This window comes from Alphaproteobacteria bacterium (assembly GCA_019695395.1).
Taxonomy (GTDB): Bacteria; Pseudomonadota; Alphaproteobacteria; order JAEUKQ01; family JAIBAD01; genus JAIBAD01.
The window spans coordinates 1-18,250 of record JAIBAD010000037.1 but is presented as its reverse complement, the minus strand read 5'-3'; the positions used below and the strand labels follow the sequence as shown (position 1 = coordinate 18,250).

At 35.3% G+C, this 18,250-nt stretch carries 12 protein-coding genes; 2 read left to right on the top strand and 10 right to left on the bottom strand.

The window, feature by feature from the left end:
- The 5 genes from K1X44_07045 to K1X44_07025 form a co-directional block, all read right to left on the bottom strand.
- A partial coding sequence (locus K1X44_07045) for a hypothetical protein (protein ID MBX7147046.1) occupies nt 1-1,184 on the bottom strand: 1,184 nt, incomplete at its 3' end.
- A 183-nt stretch (nt 1,185-1,367) separates the two neighbouring features.
- A complete protein-coding gene (gene uvrB / locus K1X44_07040; GenBank protein MBX7147045.1) occupies nt 1,368-3,401 on the bottom strand; it encodes an excinuclease ABC subunit UvrB in 2,034 nt (677 codons plus the stop codon).
- Between the two features lie 7 nt (nt 3,402-3,408).
- The gene (locus K1X44_07035; protein ID MBX7147044.1) at nt 3,409-4,431 is read right to left on the bottom strand and encodes an NAD-dependent epimerase/dehydratase family protein; all 1,023 of its coding nucleotides are present in this window, start codon (nt 4,429-4,431) and stop codon (nt 3,409-3,411) included.
- A 55-nt stretch (nt 4,432-4,486) separates the two neighbouring features.
- On the bottom strand, nt 4,487-5,383 hold the full coding sequence (locus K1X44_07030) for a DMT family transporter (GenBank protein ID MBX7147043.1): 897 nt from the start codon (nt 5,381-5,383) through the stop codon (nt 4,487-4,489).
- Between the two features lie 27 nt (nt 5,384-5,410).
- Entirely contained in the window at nt 5,411-5,959 is a 549-nt protein-coding gene (locus tag K1X44_07025; protein ID MBX7147042.1) for a hydrolase, read from the bottom strand.
- Nucleotides 5,960-6,062: 103 nt separating this feature from the next.
- Here K1X44_07025 and dacB point away from each other — a divergent pair, with 103 nt between their 5' ends.
- Complete coding sequence (gene dacB / locus K1X44_07020) at nt 6,063-7,541, top strand: D-alanyl-D-alanine carboxypeptidase/D-alanyl-D-alanine-endopeptidase (protein MBX7147041.1); 1,479 nt, start codon at nt 6,063-6,065, stop codon at nt 7,539-7,541.
- 65 nt (nt 7,542-7,606) lie between these two features.
- Here the strand turns inward: dacB and K1X44_07015 are convergent, their stop codons facing one another.
- Nucleotides 7,607-9,157 (bottom strand): SEL1-like repeat protein, encoded by a 1,551-nt coding sequence (locus K1X44_07015; GenBank protein ID MBX7147040.1) that lies wholly within the window; start codon nt 9,155-9,157, stop codon nt 7,607-7,609.
- Nucleotides 9,158-9,446: 289 nt separating this feature from the next.
- On the opposite strand from K1X44_07015, the gene K1X44_07010 reads away from it, so the two are divergent.
- Complete coding sequence (locus tag K1X44_07010; GenBank protein MBX7147039.1) at nt 9,447-10,862, top strand: c-type cytochrome; 1,416 nt, start codon at nt 9,447-9,449, stop codon at nt 10,860-10,862.
- On the opposite strand, the gene meaB is transcribed toward K1X44_07010, so the two are convergent.
- The 4 genes from meaB to K1X44_06990 all read right to left on the bottom strand — a co-directional run bounded on the left by meaB (nt 10,859) and on the right by K1X44_06990 (nt 18,088).
- Nucleotides 10,859-11,866, bottom strand: a complete 1,008-nt coding sequence (gene meaB / locus K1X44_07005) for a methylmalonyl Co-A mutase-associated GTPase MeaB (GenBank protein ID MBX7147038.1) — start codon at nt 11,864-11,866, stop codon at nt 10,859-10,861. The two genes, K1X44_07010 and meaB, sit on opposite strands and share 4 nt — an antisense overlap.
- A 23-nt stretch (nt 11,867-11,889) precedes the next feature.
- Nucleotides 11,890-14,877 (bottom strand): hypothetical protein, encoded by a 2,988-nt coding sequence (locus tag K1X44_07000; GenBank protein ID MBX7147037.1) that lies wholly within the window; start codon nt 14,875-14,877, stop codon nt 11,890-11,892.
- Between the two features lie 75 nt (nt 14,878-14,952).
- Nucleotides 14,953-17,106, bottom strand: a complete 2,154-nt coding sequence (gene scpA, locus K1X44_06995; protein MBX7147036.1) for a methylmalonyl-CoA mutase — start codon at nt 17,104-17,106, stop codon at nt 14,953-14,955.
- A 52-nt stretch (nt 17,107-17,158) separates the two neighbouring features.
- The gene (locus tag K1X44_06990) at nt 17,159-18,088 is read right to left on the bottom strand and encodes a TIGR01459 family HAD-type hydrolase (protein ID MBX7147035.1); all 930 of its coding nucleotides are present in this window, start codon (nt 18,086-18,088) and stop codon (nt 17,159-17,161) included.
- Nucleotides 18,089-18,250 lie beyond the last annotated feature (162 nt).

Sequence of the window (18,250 nt, the reverse complement as noted above, 5' to 3'; positions counted from 1 at the left end):
TCACTGAAATTATCACTTGTGAAATCAACTATATCTAGATCATCCCCACCATCTATTATATCTTCTGCTCTATCTGCTGACATTTTAAATACATCTTCGCCACTATCACCATTTAATTGATCATTCCCCCCTAGATCCGTCATTAAATCGTCCCCAGATCCCCCATATACTTGATCATTATCAAAACCTGCTTGAATGATATCATCACCCTCATCTCCATAAATCATATTGTTTCCGCCATATTCAATAATTTGATCATCACCTAATCCACCATGAATTCTATCCTTACCAAAAGAAAACCCAAAATAGTACTCTTCAATATAATCACGACCTTCATCTCCAAAAACTGAATCATCACCTCTGCTGTTGGTAATTTTATCATCTCCATCCCCTCCTATAAGGATGTCATTGCCATAATTATCTTGTAGAGTATCATTGCCTTTACCACCTTCTAATATACCGTTACCACGTAATGTATCATCTCCATCATCACCTAAAAGTAAACCCGAACCAGTAATTTGGTCATTCCCATCATCACCATGAAGCACACCATTGACGCTAGAAATTATATCATCCCCATTACCTCCATTGATTAAATCAAATCCTTTCTCTCCACCATATAATTTATCATTTCCATCTTCTCCATAAATTTGATTATTCCCATTACCCCCACTGATTAAATCACTTCCATTTCCTCCATTAATAAAATCATCACCATCTTTAGCAAAAATTGTATCCTCGCCCTCGTCCCCAAAAAGTATATTATTTCCATCATTTGTATAAATATAATCATTACCCTCACCACCCTGAATTTCATTATTTCCCTCCTCATCAAAAATAGAATCATTCCCCTTGCCACCTTGAATTAAATCTTTTCCAAGCCCCCCAACAATATAATCGTCACCTTGATCCCCATCAATAAAATCGTTCCCCGTACCACCATAAAGCTCATCCCGTTGATCTGCTCCAATAAGAATATCACTGCCATCTAATCCTTGAAATATATAAGAAAACCCGGACCCACCAACTAAAATATCGTCACCTGCCGTCCCAAGTGTTACGACGGTAAGGGGCAATAATTCTTCCAAGGCCAAATCATTTACTTTTTCAATTTTAAATTCATCATTATTAGTATTAAATTTTAATTTATTTTTAGTAATATTAAAATTAATTTTATTCATCATATAAATCCTTTTAATAATGTTTTATTTAATTACATAATTGATATTTTTTAATATAGTCCCATATCAAATTATACTCAGTTTAATTATGATTATTACCTTAAACTAAAAAATCAAAAAATAAATATTTTTTATCTAAAAATTTATTATTATTAAAATAAATATATCATTTATTTTAATAATAAATTAAAAACTTAAATCATTTTTTTCGAGATTTTTAATTTCATCTCTGATTTTGGCTGCTTCTTCAAATTCCAAATTTTCGGCGGCAGCTTTCATGCGTTTATGCAAAGACGCAATCATTTTTTGCAATTGCTTTTGGTTCATAGGTTTGTTGAGATTTGTTTCCACCTCAACGTGATCTTTTTCATAGACGCTAGATAATATATCATTAATCGACTTTTTAATGGATGCAGGTGTGATGTTATGCTGCTCATTATATTTTTTTTGCTTCTCACGTCGGCGATCGGTTTCATCCAATGCTGCCTTTAATGATTTTGTCATAACATCGGCATATAATAAAACACGGCCATCTACATGGCGCGCCGCACGTCCAATAGTTTGAACCAGCGATGTGGTGGAACGAAGATAGCCTTCCTTATCGGCATCTAAAATTGCGACAAGCGCACATTCTGGTATATCTAAACCCTCTCGCAACAAATTGATTCCGACAAGTATATCAAAGGTCCCGCGCCGTAATTGTTGGATAATATCGATACGTTCTAGTGTTTCGATATCGGCATGCATATAACGGACCTTTAATCCCATTTCTTGCATATAATCTGCTAAATCTTCGGCCATTTTTTTGGTTAATGTCGTAATTAAAACCCGGTATCCTTTTTTAATTGTAAGACGTGCTTCATTAATCACATCATCAACCTGATTTTCAACCGGTCTTATCTCACAAACGGGATCCATTAATCCGGTGGGACGAATAATTTGTTCGGTAAATACACCTGCTGTTCGTTCAAGTTCCCAAGGACCGGGAGTGGCTGACACAAAAATTGTTTGCGGCCGCATCACATCCCATTCTTCGAATTTTAGCGGCCTGTTATCCACACAAGATGGTAATCTAAACCCATATTCTGCTAAGGTTGATTTCCGGGAAAAGTCACCCTTATACATACCCCGTAATTGCGGGACACTCACGTGACTTTCATCGACAATTAATAAAGCATCTTCTGGTAAATATTCAAATAAGGTGGGTGGGGGTTCACCTGGATTGCGGCCTGTCAAATAACGCGAATAATTTTCAATACCAGAACATGATCCCATCGATACAATCATTTCTAAATCAAAAATTGTTCTTTCTTTTAAGCGTTGATATTCTAAAAGTTTATTATTTTGTTGAAGCTCGTTTAATCTTATTTTTAATTCATCTTTAATTTTTTTGACAGCTTGTTCCAATGTAGGTTTGGGAGTTACATAATGGCTGTTGGCATAAATTTTAATGGTATCAAGAGCGACAAATTTCTGACCAGTTAAAGGATCAAATTCCACAATGCTTTCAATTTCATCCCCAAAAAAAGATAGGCGCCATGCCCGATCTTCCATGTGAGCAGGAAAAATTTCAACACTATCCCCACGTACACGAAACGTCCCACGTTGAAAGGCAAGATCATTACGTTTATATTGTAATTCAACCCAATGCCGCAAAAGATCATTGCGATTAACAACTTGTCCTTTATAAAGAGTGATTGTCATGGCCGAATAATTTTCGGGCGATCCTATACCATAAATACACGACACGCTGGCCACAATAATGATATCACGTCGTTCAAATAACGCCCGGGTTGCCGAATGGCGCATGCGGTCAATTTGTTCATTAATTGATGATTCCTTTTCGACATAGGTATCCGTTCTTGGCACATAAGCTTCAGGTTGATAATAATCATAATAGGATACAAAATATTCAACCGAATTCTCAGGAAAAAAGCTTTTCATTTCGCCATATAATTGTGCTGCCAAAGTTTTATTATGTGCCAAAATTAAGGTTGGCCGTTGAACCGTTTGAATAACATGGGCCATGGTAAAGGTTTTACCAGATCCCGTGACACCTAAAAGAACCTGATCACGATTATTGTCACGAAGACCTTGAATCAGATCCGAAATTGCTTGGGGTTGATCGCCAGCTGGCTTAAAATCAGAGACCAGAGAAAATTTTTTATCTGGATAGACAAGCTTAGTTTCGGTAACATTAGGTGATGATAGTAACGACATCTTATCTTTATATTTCTTTTAACAATGATGGTTGAAGCAACCCACGATTTTTCCATTCATCAATCGCATCTTTTAAAGATATATCAAGGGACCGGCATGTTAAACCCAATTCTTGTTTTGCTTTGGCAGAATCGAATGACATAGGTGCTTTGGTTAATCTTACCCCCGTTAAAGGTGCTATAGGTGGCCTACGACTTATATAGTCAGCCCACACTTCATTAACAAGGGCAACCATATAGGCAAAAGCGTAAGGAATTTTAACTTTGGGCATAGATCTTTTAGTATAGGTTGATAATTTTTGTAACAAATCATGTAAATAAAGATTGGTATGACCTAAAATATATCTCTCCCCTATTTCACCATGACGTAAGGCTAAAATATGACCCATCGCTGCATCGCGTACATCAATAAAATTTAGCGCACAATCCAAATAGGCTGGGGCCAGACCATTAAGGAAATTTAAAATCATTTTACTGGGTGGTGTTAATTTATAATCCCCGGGTCCAATAGGTAAGGTTGGATTTACAATCACCACAGGTAATCCTTGTTTTACGGCATTAAAAGCTTCCTGTTCGGCTAAAAATTTTGACCTGCAATAGGGTCCAGGCATATCTCCTAATACTGGCTCTGCTGTCTCATCCGTAAGATGATCCTGTCTTTGTTCCTTGGTTCTGATACGGGCAGCACTTAAAATAGATTCGGTTGATGTATAAACAACTTTTTCAACGTTATGTTTTAATGCTTTATCCAAAACAATTTTTGTCCCCATATAATTAACGTAATGAAAATCTTTTTTATTTTTTGTCCAAAGGTTTGGGTTCGCAGCGACATGATATAAATATCGAGCCCCCTTCATCGCTTTTGCCACGGTATCTATATCTGTAATAGACCCTTGAATATATTCTACCCCTTCTATTTTAGATGGAGGTGATGAAAGATCCAAAATACGAACTTGTTCACCATTTTGTACCAGCATCTTAACCAGATGATTTCCAATAAATCCACATCCCCCTGTTACAAGTATTGTCATTTTTAATCCATCACCTTTTGAAAATTATATTAAAATATCATGCTATTTACCGGTGTTAATTTAATGTTTGGGGTACTTGTTTCCATAAAAGTCTTTCTTTATACCAAACATAAATACCGCTTCCAATAATAATCAAACTTCCAACCCACCCCCAAAAATCTGGCATGGTACCAAAACAAATAATTCCAATTAACGCTGCCCAAACAAGTTGACTATAACAAAAAGGTGCCAATAAAGATGCAGGTGCTTTGGAAAAAGCGTAAATAATTAAAAATTGAGCCACCACATGAAATGCGGCCATGGTCATAATAACCACCCATCCCCTTACATCGGGGGTATGCCAGTAAAAGAAAACAAAAAAGCTTGATGCTACTAATCCAACCGTCATCGTAAAAAACAATGTGGTAAAAAAATGATCAAATTTACTCGTCTTCCGGGTAAAGGTTAATCCCAAGGCCCAAAAAGCTGCCGCAGCTATTCCTAAAACACCTCCCCATTTAAAAGCATCTGTGCCTGGACGAACAATAATAATAATACCAATCATCCCAACAATAACAGCAAGCCATCTATTGGTGCTGACCTTTTCTTTTAAAAATATAATAGATAAAATTGTAACAAAAAATGGAGACGCAAATCCAATGGCGGTGGCTTCTGCTATATTTAATAAGGCTAATGATCCAACAAACAACACGCTTGATGCTGTAATGGTTAATCCCCTAATAATTTGCCATTGGGGTGTTTGGGTCACAAAAAAAGGTCTATTTTTTTTCCAAAAAAAAGCAGGTAAAATATATAAAACCCCAAATAAATAGCGACACCAAAGTATCTGTATCGGTGAATAAGAGTCTGTTAAATATTGCGCCAACCCATCATTAATGGCAAAAGCAATAACCCCAACCAGCAAAATTAAAATAGCATCTAAAGGAAATATGGTGTTTTCATTATTATTCATACAATGTCAATTCTTAAATGACATACATCATTTAATAAGTTTGGTTATATTTTTAAAATCTGGATGGCTAGAATCTTTAAGCCATTCAAAAAGAACCATTTCAAGGGTGGCAAGCATACACCCTGCTTTTTGCATACGCTTTAACCCCATTTTATAATCATGAGGGTATCGTGATGATACAGCATTACTGACAATAAAAGGAACAAATCCTGCTTCTTTCAAATGTAAGGCTGTTTGCAAAACACAAATATGCGTTTCAATACCACATATAATAACCTGCTTGCGGTTGATTTGGTGGATGCGCTCTTTCATCGCTTGATCGGCATAACAAGAAAAACTTGTTTTCTCCATAATTTTATCTTTAGAAATTTCCGACCTTAACATAGGGACGGTTAACCCTAATCCTTTTGTATATTGTTCAGAAACCAACATAGGAATATTTAAACTTGCGGCAGCTTTCAATAAAATATGGCTTTTCGTTATGACCTGCTCATGATTATGAATTACAGGTATTAATTTTTCTTGAATATCAACAAACATTACAAGAGAATGGTCGGCAGAAATTAAATATGACATTAACGATTTGAAAATAAATTGGTAAATTGGTTGCTATAAAAAGATAAATAAGGGCATCTTATCTTCATGATCATTTTTAAAAGAAACAATTGAGATTAGCAAGATGTATAGCTTTATAAAACAAAATATCCTCTTATATTTTCTGTTTTTATACATTTTTTGCCTATTCTTTGGTGCACATGATTCTTTTGCACAAAATAATAAAAATGATGACATAGGTTTTATTGTTTTCAACCCAGCAACCCAAGAAGTTTTAGAAGAAAGAAACGGGCAAAAAAAATTTATCCCGGCCTCAACAGCAAAATTAATTTATATGAAAGCAGCGCTTGATCTTTTGGGTAAAGATCATCAATTTTTGACAAAAATTTATTTAACCCAAACCCCACAAAATAATAGTGTTGAAGGTGATCTTTATCTTCAAGGAGGTGGGGATCCCGTACTTGATAATGATCATTTAAAAGAAATGGTCGATCATTTATACAATGCGGGCATCAGAAAAATTAAAGGAAATTTTTTTTATGATGATAGTTTATTTATAACCCGAACCAATATTGATCCTAATCAACCCCAGGCAGCTAGTTATAATCCAGGGATTAGCGCGTTATCTTCTAATTTTAATCGTATTCAGCTTGACCTTAATAAAGATCCCCAAACACAAAAAATTATTACAACATTTAAAAGTATTAGCGACTTTACCACCCTTACCTTAAATGAAATTGATTTAAAGATTGAACCTAGTGAAGACCCAGATGATTTTAAAATATTTTATCAAACCAATCAATTATTAGACAAAGATTTATCATCAAATCAACCACCTATTTTAGGCCATTGGGTGATATCTGAAAATCTATTATCAAAATATAATCAATTGTGGTTGCCTGTTCAAAATCCCAGTCTTATGACTGCTTTGTTATTTAGAAAATTATGCCTTGAGAAAGGTATAGAGATTAATCAACCCAAACCAGGCACCACACCCCATGAAGCTCTTTTATTTGATACCCACCGGAGCATTCCGTTGGGTGATATCATTTCTTTAATTTTGCATTATAGTAATAATATGGCAGCTGAACTTGTAGGACTTGCCGCATCACATCAATTAGAAAAAGATAAAATTCTAACTTTAGATCAATCATCTAAAAAAATTACAGAATGGATGGGAACACAAGCACCTTTTATATCATGGGATAATTTTTATCATAATAACCATTCAGGGCTTAGCATTTTGTCCCATCATTCCCCACAACAAATGATGGGTATTTTACATTATATTTATCTTCATAATTTTTCTGATAATTTTATTAATTTTTTATCCACATACTATATCGATAATAATCAATTATTATCCTATCAGGCAAAAACAGGAACCATGTATTTTGTCAGATCGCTTGCTGGTTTTTTTAAAACAAGAAAAAATACGGTACTGGGATTTGTTTTTTTTATTACAAATCCAGCAGAGCGATCCTTGCTTGACCAACTTCCTAATACATTAAATATTGAACCACCACCGGGAAGTAGACCATGGCGTGATCATGCCTATCAGACAGAAAATATGTTAATCCAATCTTGGATAGAAAAATATTAAACTTTATTGAATAACTACGATAGGGTTTAAAAATTATTGTGCAACCACAATACAGTTTTAAATTTTTATTGTGCAACCACAATACAATCTTGATTACGGGCACGTAATTCAAGGCACGCGATCTTTGCGGCATTGACATCGCTAAAAGGTCCTGCTTGTAATCTTTGAAATACACCTTTTGATCCAAGATCCGCGCGAATAACCACGGGAGCCAAACCTGACAACAAATTTGGATACCGTTGTTGCAATCCACGCCAAATATTCAGAGGATCTTTCTGCGGGGTTAAAGATGCAACTTGAATACGGGCAGGTCCACTTTTTCTTTCAAGAATAGGTGGGTTATACGTGATTGGTTTTATGCCTGCTGCAGGTGCAGATGCTGGAATAATCTTTTTACCCGCTGAGGCAATAACAACTGTTGGTTGAGACGATATAGGTGATGTCGTTGATAAAAAACTATTTGAATTTTGAATTTTATTTGCCAAAATTTCCGGGCGTGCATTTGATCGATATACTTTATTACTAGATGCAAGTTGGGGATACGTATTTTGTAGAGCAGAAGGAACACGCATTTGATTATTTGTTTGCACCGTAGTCGCAGAGGATAGTGAAGACACATCTTTTTTAACTAAACTCATAGCATTATTTTGTGTATTATTCTGTGACTGTTGAACTAGCTGCGTTTGAATTGGATCTTTCCTGGTAACAGGTAAAGGGTCAGTAACTACTTGTTCGGCTAATTGGGGTTTAACAGGAGTAGCCACAGTTGCCGTACCTATAGCTGGATGAGATGTTATTGATGGATTTGTTGTATATGTTTCTTGCGCAACATTTTGGTCAGAATCTTCAACATCACTTTCACCAATCAAGGGTTCTTGTTTGATTTGCGCTATAGATTTTTCTGCCCCTACTTTTTCAACTTGAGCAAACGTTGCAGAGGAAGTACCATTTTTCTTAGTCCAAAGGGCAACTTGTTGTTCAGCATTATGACGTTGATCTTCAGAAAGGCTTCGCTTTAAAATATCATGATTTAATTGGGCAATCATACGTTCATTATCACTAAGCTCTCCTTGTAGAGCTAAAACAAACCATTTATAAGCTTCTTGTTTATTTTTTTCTACCCCTTGGCCCATGGCATACATAAGACCCAAAAGACAAAAAGCCGGCGCATAATTTTGGTTAACAGCAAGCTTTGACCATTTTAAAGCTTCATCATAATTTTGTTTAACCCCAAGTCCATCACGGTAAACCATGCCTAACCCATATTGGGCTGGCGCATAACCTTGGTTTGCTGACATTAAGCCCCATTTTAAAGCTTCATTTGCATTTTGGCGCACACCTTGCCCTCTTATATACATATAAGCCAATTGAAATTGGGCGGCAGCATTACCTGCTTCTGCCAAAGGACGCCATTCATTAAGAGCAACCGTAAATTTACCTTCTTTATATGCAGCGACACCATCTTCAAAATTGGCAAAAACAGATGTAAAAGGTAGAGATCCCCCCCCTACACCTATAAAAATTGAAAAAATTATTTTTAAAAATAAAGAAAACCGATTTTTCATAGCTAGAACGAGAAAAGAATATTGTATAAAATAATTTTTTATAGATATCATTATTTAGATCCTGTAAGAGAATAAGAATAAAACAAAATGCTTACTGATCACTACAAAACGAATCACTTATTCTAGTTAATACCACTTTGAATCTACGATTCAAGCAAAAAATTCAATAGGTTAGCAAAATTATCCACAAAAAGTTAATTTAAGAAAATATAGAACATTAAAAGAACATATGGGTTATTTTATAAACTTTAATTTTCCGAATAAATTTTATATACATAAAATATTTATTCAAATACTTTATTAAACCAAGTATTTTAATTATATAAAAATTTATCTATTTATGATAAAAAAAATATTCTTTATTGTTTGCATAATCATTCTTTTATTTAGTTTTTTATCACAACAAAATAATTTTGATTCACGTATATATAAAAACTTAGGGGGCGATGCATCAAGAGCATCAAATGGAAACCTGTCGTTCAGCCTTCCCTCCCCAAATTTATTTGGTGATGAAATTAAAACTTTTATGTTTGGCAAAAGGATTTTTGATGCGACTTGGTTACCCCGCATACAGCAATCTCAAATAAATATATTAGAGCCCAATCAACAAGTAACTTCATCTGTATTTCTTGGATTAGGGCCATCATTTAATCGTGCTTCATGTTCGCATTGCCATGTTCGCGATGGCAGGGGAAAACCAACAGATCTTACCGATAATCTATCATCTATGATTTTTAAATTAGGAATTATTAATCCTAATATACCCACAAATTCCATACCCCATCCGATATATGGAGATCAATTTCATGACCAATCTATTTCAACAATCATAAGTGAAAAAATAAAAGTTTATTATAACGAAATAACAGAGTTTTACCCTGATGGAATATCTTATCATTTACGTAAACCTTATTATATTTTACCTGCATCTATTCCAGAGGAATTAAAAAGCAAAACTCTTATTTCAGCAAGAATTCCACCTGCTTTAATAGGATTAGGATTATTAGAAAACATTCCTGTTCAATCAATCATGGAACTAGCTGATCCCTATGATAAAAATAATGATGGCATTTCTGGAAAAATAAATTTAGTTGCGAATAATCTAAGTCAAGAAAAAAAGTCTTTGGGACGTTTCGGATGGAAAGCTAGCACGTCAAATTTATATCAACAAAATGCAACCGCAGCTTTTAATGATATGGGTTTAACAAATATTTTATTTCCCGGTCAAAATTGTAAAATTGTTACATGCAAAGATGAACCCATATCTTTGGAATTAAATAATGAATTTTTAGATAAACTAACCTTTTATACAAAAACGTTATCTGTTCCAATGCGGCGTAATCTTGATAATATATCTGCACAAAAAGGTGAACAAATTTTTTTCAAAGCAGAATGTCATACATGTCATAAACCCAGCTGGATAATTAATCACTATCCTTCAGCACGTGATGTTATTACACCACAAACTATTTTTCCTTTTACAGATCTTCTGCTTCATGATATGGGACATGAACTTTCAGATAATCTGCCAGATGCCGAAGCAACAGGGTCAGAATGGCGCACCCCACCTTTGTGGGGTATTGGCCTTAACAAAGAGGTTAGTGGTTACGAATTCTACCTTCATGATGGGCGTGCTAGAAATTTAGAAGAAGCTATTTTATGGCATAATGGTGAAGGAAAAAAATCATCCGATATATTTAAAAATTTATCTAGATATGATCGTGAAGCATTAATTAGTTTTCTGAAAAGTCTTTAATTATTCATTCTTTCAAAAAACTTTTGTAATATTAATCGTGCTGCATTTGGGGGTGTCAGTTGATTATTAATTATAGCTTGCTCATATTCATTAAAAGATTGTTTAATTACATTATCGTTATGGATAAAATTTAAAATTTGCTGATTAAGTTCTTGTTTTAACCATTTTTTCTTTTGCTTAAATCTTGTTGCTTGTAACATCCCATTATCTTTCATAATTTTTTGAAATTGCTTAATTTTGCCCCATATTTCTTTAAATCCAAAATGCTGTAGGGCTGAACATATTAAAATGTCTGGGGTCCAATCTTTTTTAACCGGTATTAAAAGTTTAAGCGCTTGCTGATACTCTTTTGCTGTTATTTCAGCAAGCCTGCGTAAATCATCATCAGCTTTATTAATAATAAGTAAATCTGCAATTTCGACAATGCCTCTTTTGATACCTTGTAATTCATCACCCCCGCCCGGAGATAAAAGAAGCAAAAACATATCAACAATTTCTGATACTAATGTTTGGGATTGCCCAACACCCACAGTTTCAATAATAATGATATCAAACCCAGCTGCTTCACATAACAACATAACTTCTCTGGTATGTTGGGCGATACCACTTACATCTAGTCCAGATGGGCTTGGTCGAATAAATGCTTTAGGATGAACAGCAAGCTTTGTCATTCTTGTTTTATCACCAAGAATTGATCCACCCCTTAAAGGGGACGATGGATCAATGGCTAAAACTGCAACAGAAAATCCTTCTTCAATAAGGTCTAGTCCAAATGTCTCGATAAAAGTTGATTTACCAACTCCAGGGGCACCTGTAACCGCAAGCCGTAAAAATGGCTGTCTACCATAGGAAATTAAAGAATTTAATATTTTTTCTGCTTGAAGATAATGTTCTTTTTTTGATGATTCAACTAAGGTAATAGCTTGAGCAAGGGTACGCCTATCCCCATTCAAAATTTTTTGGATAATCGGATCAGAATTCTTAATATCAGAATCTGTACCCATTGCACAAGCTAATACATAAAATTTTATGCGGCATCAACTTGACGTCCAACTGACTTCGCAAGAACAACATACAATTTACCAATATCAGCTGTAATGAAAGCCGCACTTAACACACTTTCTGGGTCTGCCCGATTAGCATCTGCCAACAATTGCTCAAAACGGTTTAAATATTTATCAACCTTGGAACTAAATTGTTCGTCTTTTCTATAACGTTGTTCAACCGCTGGTAATGTATAAGTATCCTTCATTTTGAAAAGACGTCGGGCAAAAATTGATTTATCCCCACGTTGGAATTTTTGAAGTAGGTCATCTGGGATATCAGCTTCAATCAATCCTTGAATATCTCGTGCTAACGTATTAATTTCATCAGTCATCGATGTAGCTGTTTTTAAGAAATCAATACGATCTTTATGCGTTAAATTTACTGAAAGTTTTTGTAAACTTGAATCCGCTTTATCTAATATCGCTGCAATTTCTTGGCCTTGACGATTTAATTTATCGTTAACCTCATTGGCACGGTTGTTAATTTTATTAATAGCATTTTCCAGTAATTCAGTGTGTGAAGCAAACACCCTACCAATTTCCCCTGTTCTATTGACCGCATGATCTGTAGCTTTAATTAAAGCGTCCGCTTTGCTATCCACAACAGAACTTACATTAACCAACCTATCATTAACTGTTTCTGCTGTACTTAAAATATTTTTCAACTGGCCTTCCATATCTGAACGTATTTTACCAGTTTCACGTTGGGTCATAGAGACCATATCATTAAGGTCATTAGTAAGCCCACGCATATTTTCACGTACGTCACGGGCCAAATCGCCAACCTTACGTGATAAATTCAACATTTCATCAAGATTATCACGGATCGTGGATTTAATACTCCCTGCTTGTTGATTTGCCTCACGTGCCGCATCAACAAGACGCATGGCATCTGTCGAGAATTTTTCAGCCACTTCGGTTGATTGTTTGGTAATATTTGAAACAATCTCAATTGTGTTGGTAAGTTTTCTATCCCCAGAAGTAATGGCGCGATCAATTTCATCAATTTGACGGCGAAGTGTTGATTCAAATCGTTCTGATGCTTCCATTGTTTTTTGTGTTTGTTGGGACGCATCGCTTAACATAGCAACAAAAGGTTTTAATGAATCAGAAATGAGTTCAACCCTCGTAGAAGCAAGATGGGTTGCCGCACGTAATTCTTGACATTGATTTTGGATAATATCCTGCATCTGTGTCACTTTATCTTTGGCCTCATTGGTGGCTGTTCCAAGATCATCAACTTGCTGTTGCATGATCGCCCGCAATTTTCTTGTTTCATCTGAAGCTTTTTGGGTTGCTTCATTCATATTGGAAACTTGACCACGCATAGAATTACTAATTGTTTCTGCATCCCCAACAATACGATTTGCCATACTACCCACATCATCAATTTGGGTTTTAAGCATTGATCTAATATTGGCCATTTCATTTTTGGCGAATTCAACGGTGCGGGCTATTTCTTCGCGTTCATGACGGAAGGCACGGCTAATATCATCTGATTGTTGAATGGCTCTTGCTAAATCCTGTTTCATTGTCTCGGAACTATTAGCAAGATTGGCTTGAACGTCATTACTCATAGATTCAACTTGATTAATTAAATCTTTAGTCGACATTTTAATTAAATCTTGTGAACTGGTAACCGTCGTATTCACAAGACGCAATTGCTCTCTAAAGTTTTCATCCAATGTAATAACTGTTTTGGTAATTTGATCAGAACTTGCCATCATATCTTGAATATTACTTCTAGAGACAGCTTCCATTCTTCTGCCGCGTTCATCAAATTGATCAAATAATCTACCAATAGACGATGTCTGTTCTTCAAAATGCTTTTTCACCATTTCAGCAGCTTGATCCGTTGCTGATCTCAAAGCTTCAGATTGGGTCTCCGTGACTTGGCGTAAAATTTCTGTTTGTTTCGTCACACTATTGACAACAGAAACAATTTCATCAACCTGTTTTTGTAACCCAAGCTTCATATCCCCAGATTCATCTTGAAGACGTTCTCTTAATTGAACAATATGATTATCCATTAATTCACGGAAAGTTTTAGATTCTTGCAAAAGTAAATCTTTAAATCCATGAACTGTTTGATTCCAAACTTGATTTGATTCTGCCATAACTTCTTTACTTGCATTCCCAAATAATTCTATCTGACTTCTTATAACATCTGGTAATCCACCTGCTTCCTTGGCAAGAACAGATGCAGCTGATCCAATTTCTTGGGTCTGCTTTTGAAATGCTTCAACAAGACGTCCTGTCATTAATTCAGAAGATTGCGAAAAAGTTTGAATTTGCGCTTGAATCGTTTCCGAAATTTTGGATCCAACTTGATCTGCAATATCTAATAAAGATTTAGTAGGATCTTGAATTGATTCGATAACTTGTTTCACCGCACGTTGGGCTGTTGCTGTAATAAAATCCGCATGAGCTGCAGATGCTTCTTCCAAACTTTGCCGCTGCGTGTCCATTTTGTCCGCCATACTACCTAAATCTTCGGCTTGACGCTTTAAAGATTCTGCAACTTGTTCAGCTTGCACAGCTGCTAATTGGGCAGCGCTAGCTAAATCTTGAGATTGATGACGAAAAGCATAACGTATACTATTTAAAACATCTGTTGCTTCGGTTGACGCTCGACGAAGTTGTTCTGCTTGGTTTGTTAACGAATCAGCAATCGCCATAACCTTTTGTTCTGTATCTTCGGCTGGATAAACCAAAACTTCTAATTGGCGGCGCAACGCATCAATGTTTCTTACATTAGCTAATGTACGAGCCCATAAACCAAATCCAATCCACCATAAACCAGGTGGAACTATAATACTGGTTACCAAAGCTGCTATATCACCCGTTTGTAAAACAGCACCTGTCATATTATTTTGAATAAGCAAAAACCATATGCAAACCCAAACGAAAGTGAAAATAGAACTAAGAACAAAAAAAGCACGTGTACGTGTATGGCTAAGATCAAACATGACTCAAATTCTTATGTTGGTTGTTAATAATGCTTCAATTTATACAATAAAAGTATCATGCAGGACAATATTTCATTATGCTGCCTGTTGTCTTTGATACAATAAATTCAAGATTTTGTCAGCAGCTTTCGGTACATTCGTCCCAGGACCGAAAATTGCGGCTACTCCTTTTTCAAATAGGAAATCATAATCTTGGGTGGGAATAACGCCACCAGCCACCACTAATATATTATTTACCCCTTGTTTGGCAAGGGCTTCAATAAATTGGGGAATAAGAACTTTATGACCTGCAGCTTGGGTTGAAACACCCACAACATGGACATCATTTTCAATTGCTTGTAATGCGGCTTCTTCTGGGGTTTGAAATAAAGGACCAACATCCACATCAAATCCAATATCGGCAAAAGCACTTGCAATAATTTTGGCCCCACGATCATGGCCATCTTGTCCTAATTTAATAACTAATATCCGAGGCCGTCTTCCCTCTTTATCAATAAAATTTTCTATTTTATGTTTGAGATCTTTAAAGATAGGATCTTGATCATAAATGGCGCTATATACACCAGAAATACCTGATGTTTTTGGTTGATATCTTTTAAATACTTTTTCAAGCGCTTCTGAAATTTCTCCAACTGTGGCACGTGCACGTGCGGCCGCCACACAGGCCTTTAATAAATTACCTTCTGTTTGTGCTGTCTTTGTTAAATGGTCAAGGGTCTTAAGACAAAGATCTTGATTACGTTTTGATCGTACTTGATTTAAACGTGCAATTTGTTGTTCACGTACCTTATTATTATCAATATCTAAAATATCTATCTTTATATCTTTTTCGTTTAGCGTGTATTTATTCACCCCCACAATGATATCTTCGCCTCGGTCTAGGCGCGCCTGCTTTCTTGCGGCCGCAGATTGAATTTGCTGTTGGGGAAATCCATTTTCAACAGCTTTGGTCATCCCTCCATAAATATTAATTTCATCAATTAATAAGGAAGCTTCTTTAATTAAATTTTCTGTTAAATTTTCAACATAATAACTTCCTCCTAAAGGATCAACAACCTTTGTAATACCTGTTTCTTCTTGTAAAACAAGCTGGGTATTGCGTGCAATTCTTGCTGAAAAATCGGTTGGTAAGGCAATTGCTTCATCCAAAGCATTCGTGTGTAAAGATTGTGTCCCACCCAAAACTGCAGCAAGCGCTTCAACCGTTGTTCTGATCACATTATTATAGGGATCTTGTTCGGTTAAACTTACCCCTGATGTTTGACAATGAGTACGCAATGCCAAACTTGCGGGATCTTTAGGATTAAATTTTTGAATTAAATTTGCCCATAAATATCGGGCTGCTCTTAATTTTGCAATTTCCATAAAAAAGTTCATTCCTATTCCAAAAAAGAATGAAAGTCTTGGTGCAAAACTATCAATCGATAATCCTTTTTCTATAGCCATTTTGACATATTCTAGGCCATCAGCCAAAGTAAATGCCAACTCCTGAACAGCAGTGGCACCGGCTTCTTGCATATGATACCCAGAAATAGAAATTGAATTGAATTTAGGCATATTTTTGGTGGTATAGGCGATAATATCGCCAACGATACGCATCGAAGGTTGAGGCGGATAAATATACGTATTACGGACCATAAATTCTTTTAAAATATCATTTTGAATTGTTCCCATAAGTTTTTCTTGGGATACACCCTGTTCTTCAGCCGCAACAATAAAGTTTGCCAAAATTGGTAAAACAGCCCCATTCATGGTCATCGACACACTTATTTGATCTAAAGGAATATCTTGAAAAAGAATTTTCATATCTTCAACAGAATCAATAGCAACACCTGCTTTTCCTACATCTCCCACAACACGCGGATGATCAGAATCATAACCCCGGTGGGTTGGCAAATCAAACGCCACAGATAATCCTTTTTGACCTGCTGCTAAATTTCTTTTATAAAAAGCATTTGATTCTTCAGCTGTAGAAAACCCTGCATATTGTCTAATGGTCCAGGGGCGATTGCTATACATCGTAGCCTTAATACCTCGGGTGAAGGGTGGTATTCCTGGTAAAGTTTCGTTATGAATTAAATTTTGGCAATCTTGTGATGTATAAAGAGGGTTAACTATTATATCTTCCGGAGTTTGCCATTTTAAATGGTCCCATGATTTTCCTTTAAGCTCTTCTTGAGCTAATTTTTCCCATTTTGTTAAATCAATAGGTGAATTTTTTTTTGTCATAAAATTTTTCCTTTAAACAAAATTGGTAAAATCTAATCTTTATTTTATTCCATCATAAAATTAAATTAACCATAGCTATTTTAGGCATTTGTTTAACATTTTTTCTTATACATAATCTTTCCATATTAGCCTTGGTTTCATAATCATCAACTTGATTATTATTAGGTTGATTATTATTAGATTGATGAAGACCCAATTCAGCGGCATGAACCCCACCCAAAATCCACAACGCATCCAAATTAGCCTGATGGGCACCATAAACATCTGTATGCAAAGAATCACCTATAGCTAAAACTTTGGGAGTAGGCTCTTGATGCAAACCCATTTTTTCTAAACATGTTTTATATACTTCAGGATGGGGTTTCCCATGGTAATAAACTTTGCCCCCTTTTTCTTGATAATAAACTGCCAAGGAGCCTGCACATAATTCTTCCTTGCCTTTATGAATGACATTCAAATCTGGATTGACACAAATCATGGGTTGTTTGGATATAAGAGCCTGATCCAGCAACGGATAAAAATCATCTATAGTTCTGGTAATACCATCCCAACCAATTGCCAAAATAAAATTTGATTTTTGAATATCATGCACTGGTTCAAGATCCAAATCATCTAAAAAACCATAATCACGTTCAGCCATAATTGGGAAAACTTTTTTATTAAAAGTATAATATAAATTTTCTGGTTCATTTTTTAATTGGGCATTTTTAAGCTGAAGCCATGCATCTTCACCTGAGGTTAACAGAAAATCATAATAATCTGATGTAAGACCCATTTCTGCACAGCGTTCTATCACCCGATAACTACGGCGTGGCGCGTTTGATAGAATACACACTTTTTTCCCAGAATGACGCATATATTTTAGGCAAGATAAAGCTTCGCAATTAACATGATCCCCATCATAAAGAACACCCCTAAGATCCACAATAAAACATTGATAATTTTCAATAAAAGGTTTTAACCCATTAATTAATTGTATCATTTAATATCCCATCTTTTTTAATATTTCTTTATGTGTCGTTCCAATAGCATCTTTTATCGAGGTAAATCCATCTTTTTTTAATTCATCTAAAAGCTCGTCTTTAATTTTCTGAATGATAGATATACCCCCATAAATAAAGCTTGTATAAAGTTGGATTAATGA

Coding starts and splice junctions, on each gene's coding strand:
- K1X44_07015 (MBX7147040.1), bottom strand. CDS start 9,157: ATGATATCTATAAAAAATTATTTTATACAATATTCTTTTCTCGTTCTA.
- K1X44_07035 (MBX7147044.1), bottom strand. CDS start 4,431: ATGACAATACTTGTAACAGGGGGATGTGGATTTATTGGAAATCATCTG.
- uvrB (MBX7147045.1), bottom strand. CDS start 3,401: ATGTCGTTACTATCATCACCTAATGTTACCGAAACTAAGCTTGTCTAT.
- K1X44_07025 (MBX7147042.1), bottom strand. CDS start 5,959: ATGTCATATTTAATTTCTGCCGACCATTCTCTTGTAATGTTTGTTGAT.
- K1X44_07010 (MBX7147039.1), top strand. CDS start 9,447: ATGATAAAAAAAATATTCTTTATTGTTTGCATAATCATTCTTTTATTT.
- K1X44_07030 (MBX7147043.1), bottom strand. CDS start 5,383: ATGAATAATAATGAAAACACCATATTTCCTTTAGATGCTATTTTAATT.
- K1X44_06990 (MBX7147035.1), bottom strand. CDS start 18,088: ATGATACAATTAATTAATGGGTTAAAACCTTTTATTGAAAATTATCAA.
- K1X44_07000 (MBX7147037.1), bottom strand. CDS start 14,877: ATGTTTGATCTTAGCCATACACGTACACGTGCTTTTTTTGTTCTTAGT.
- scpA (MBX7147036.1), bottom strand. CDS start 17,106: ATGACAAAAAAAAATTCACCTATTGATTTAACAAAATGGGAAAAATTA.
- dacB (MBX7147041.1), top strand. CDS start 6,063: ATGTATAGCTTTATAAAACAAAATATCCTCTTATATTTTCTGTTTTTA.
- meaB (MBX7147038.1), bottom strand. CDS start 11,866: ATGGGTACAGATTCTGATATTAAGAATTCTGATCCGATTATCCAAAAA.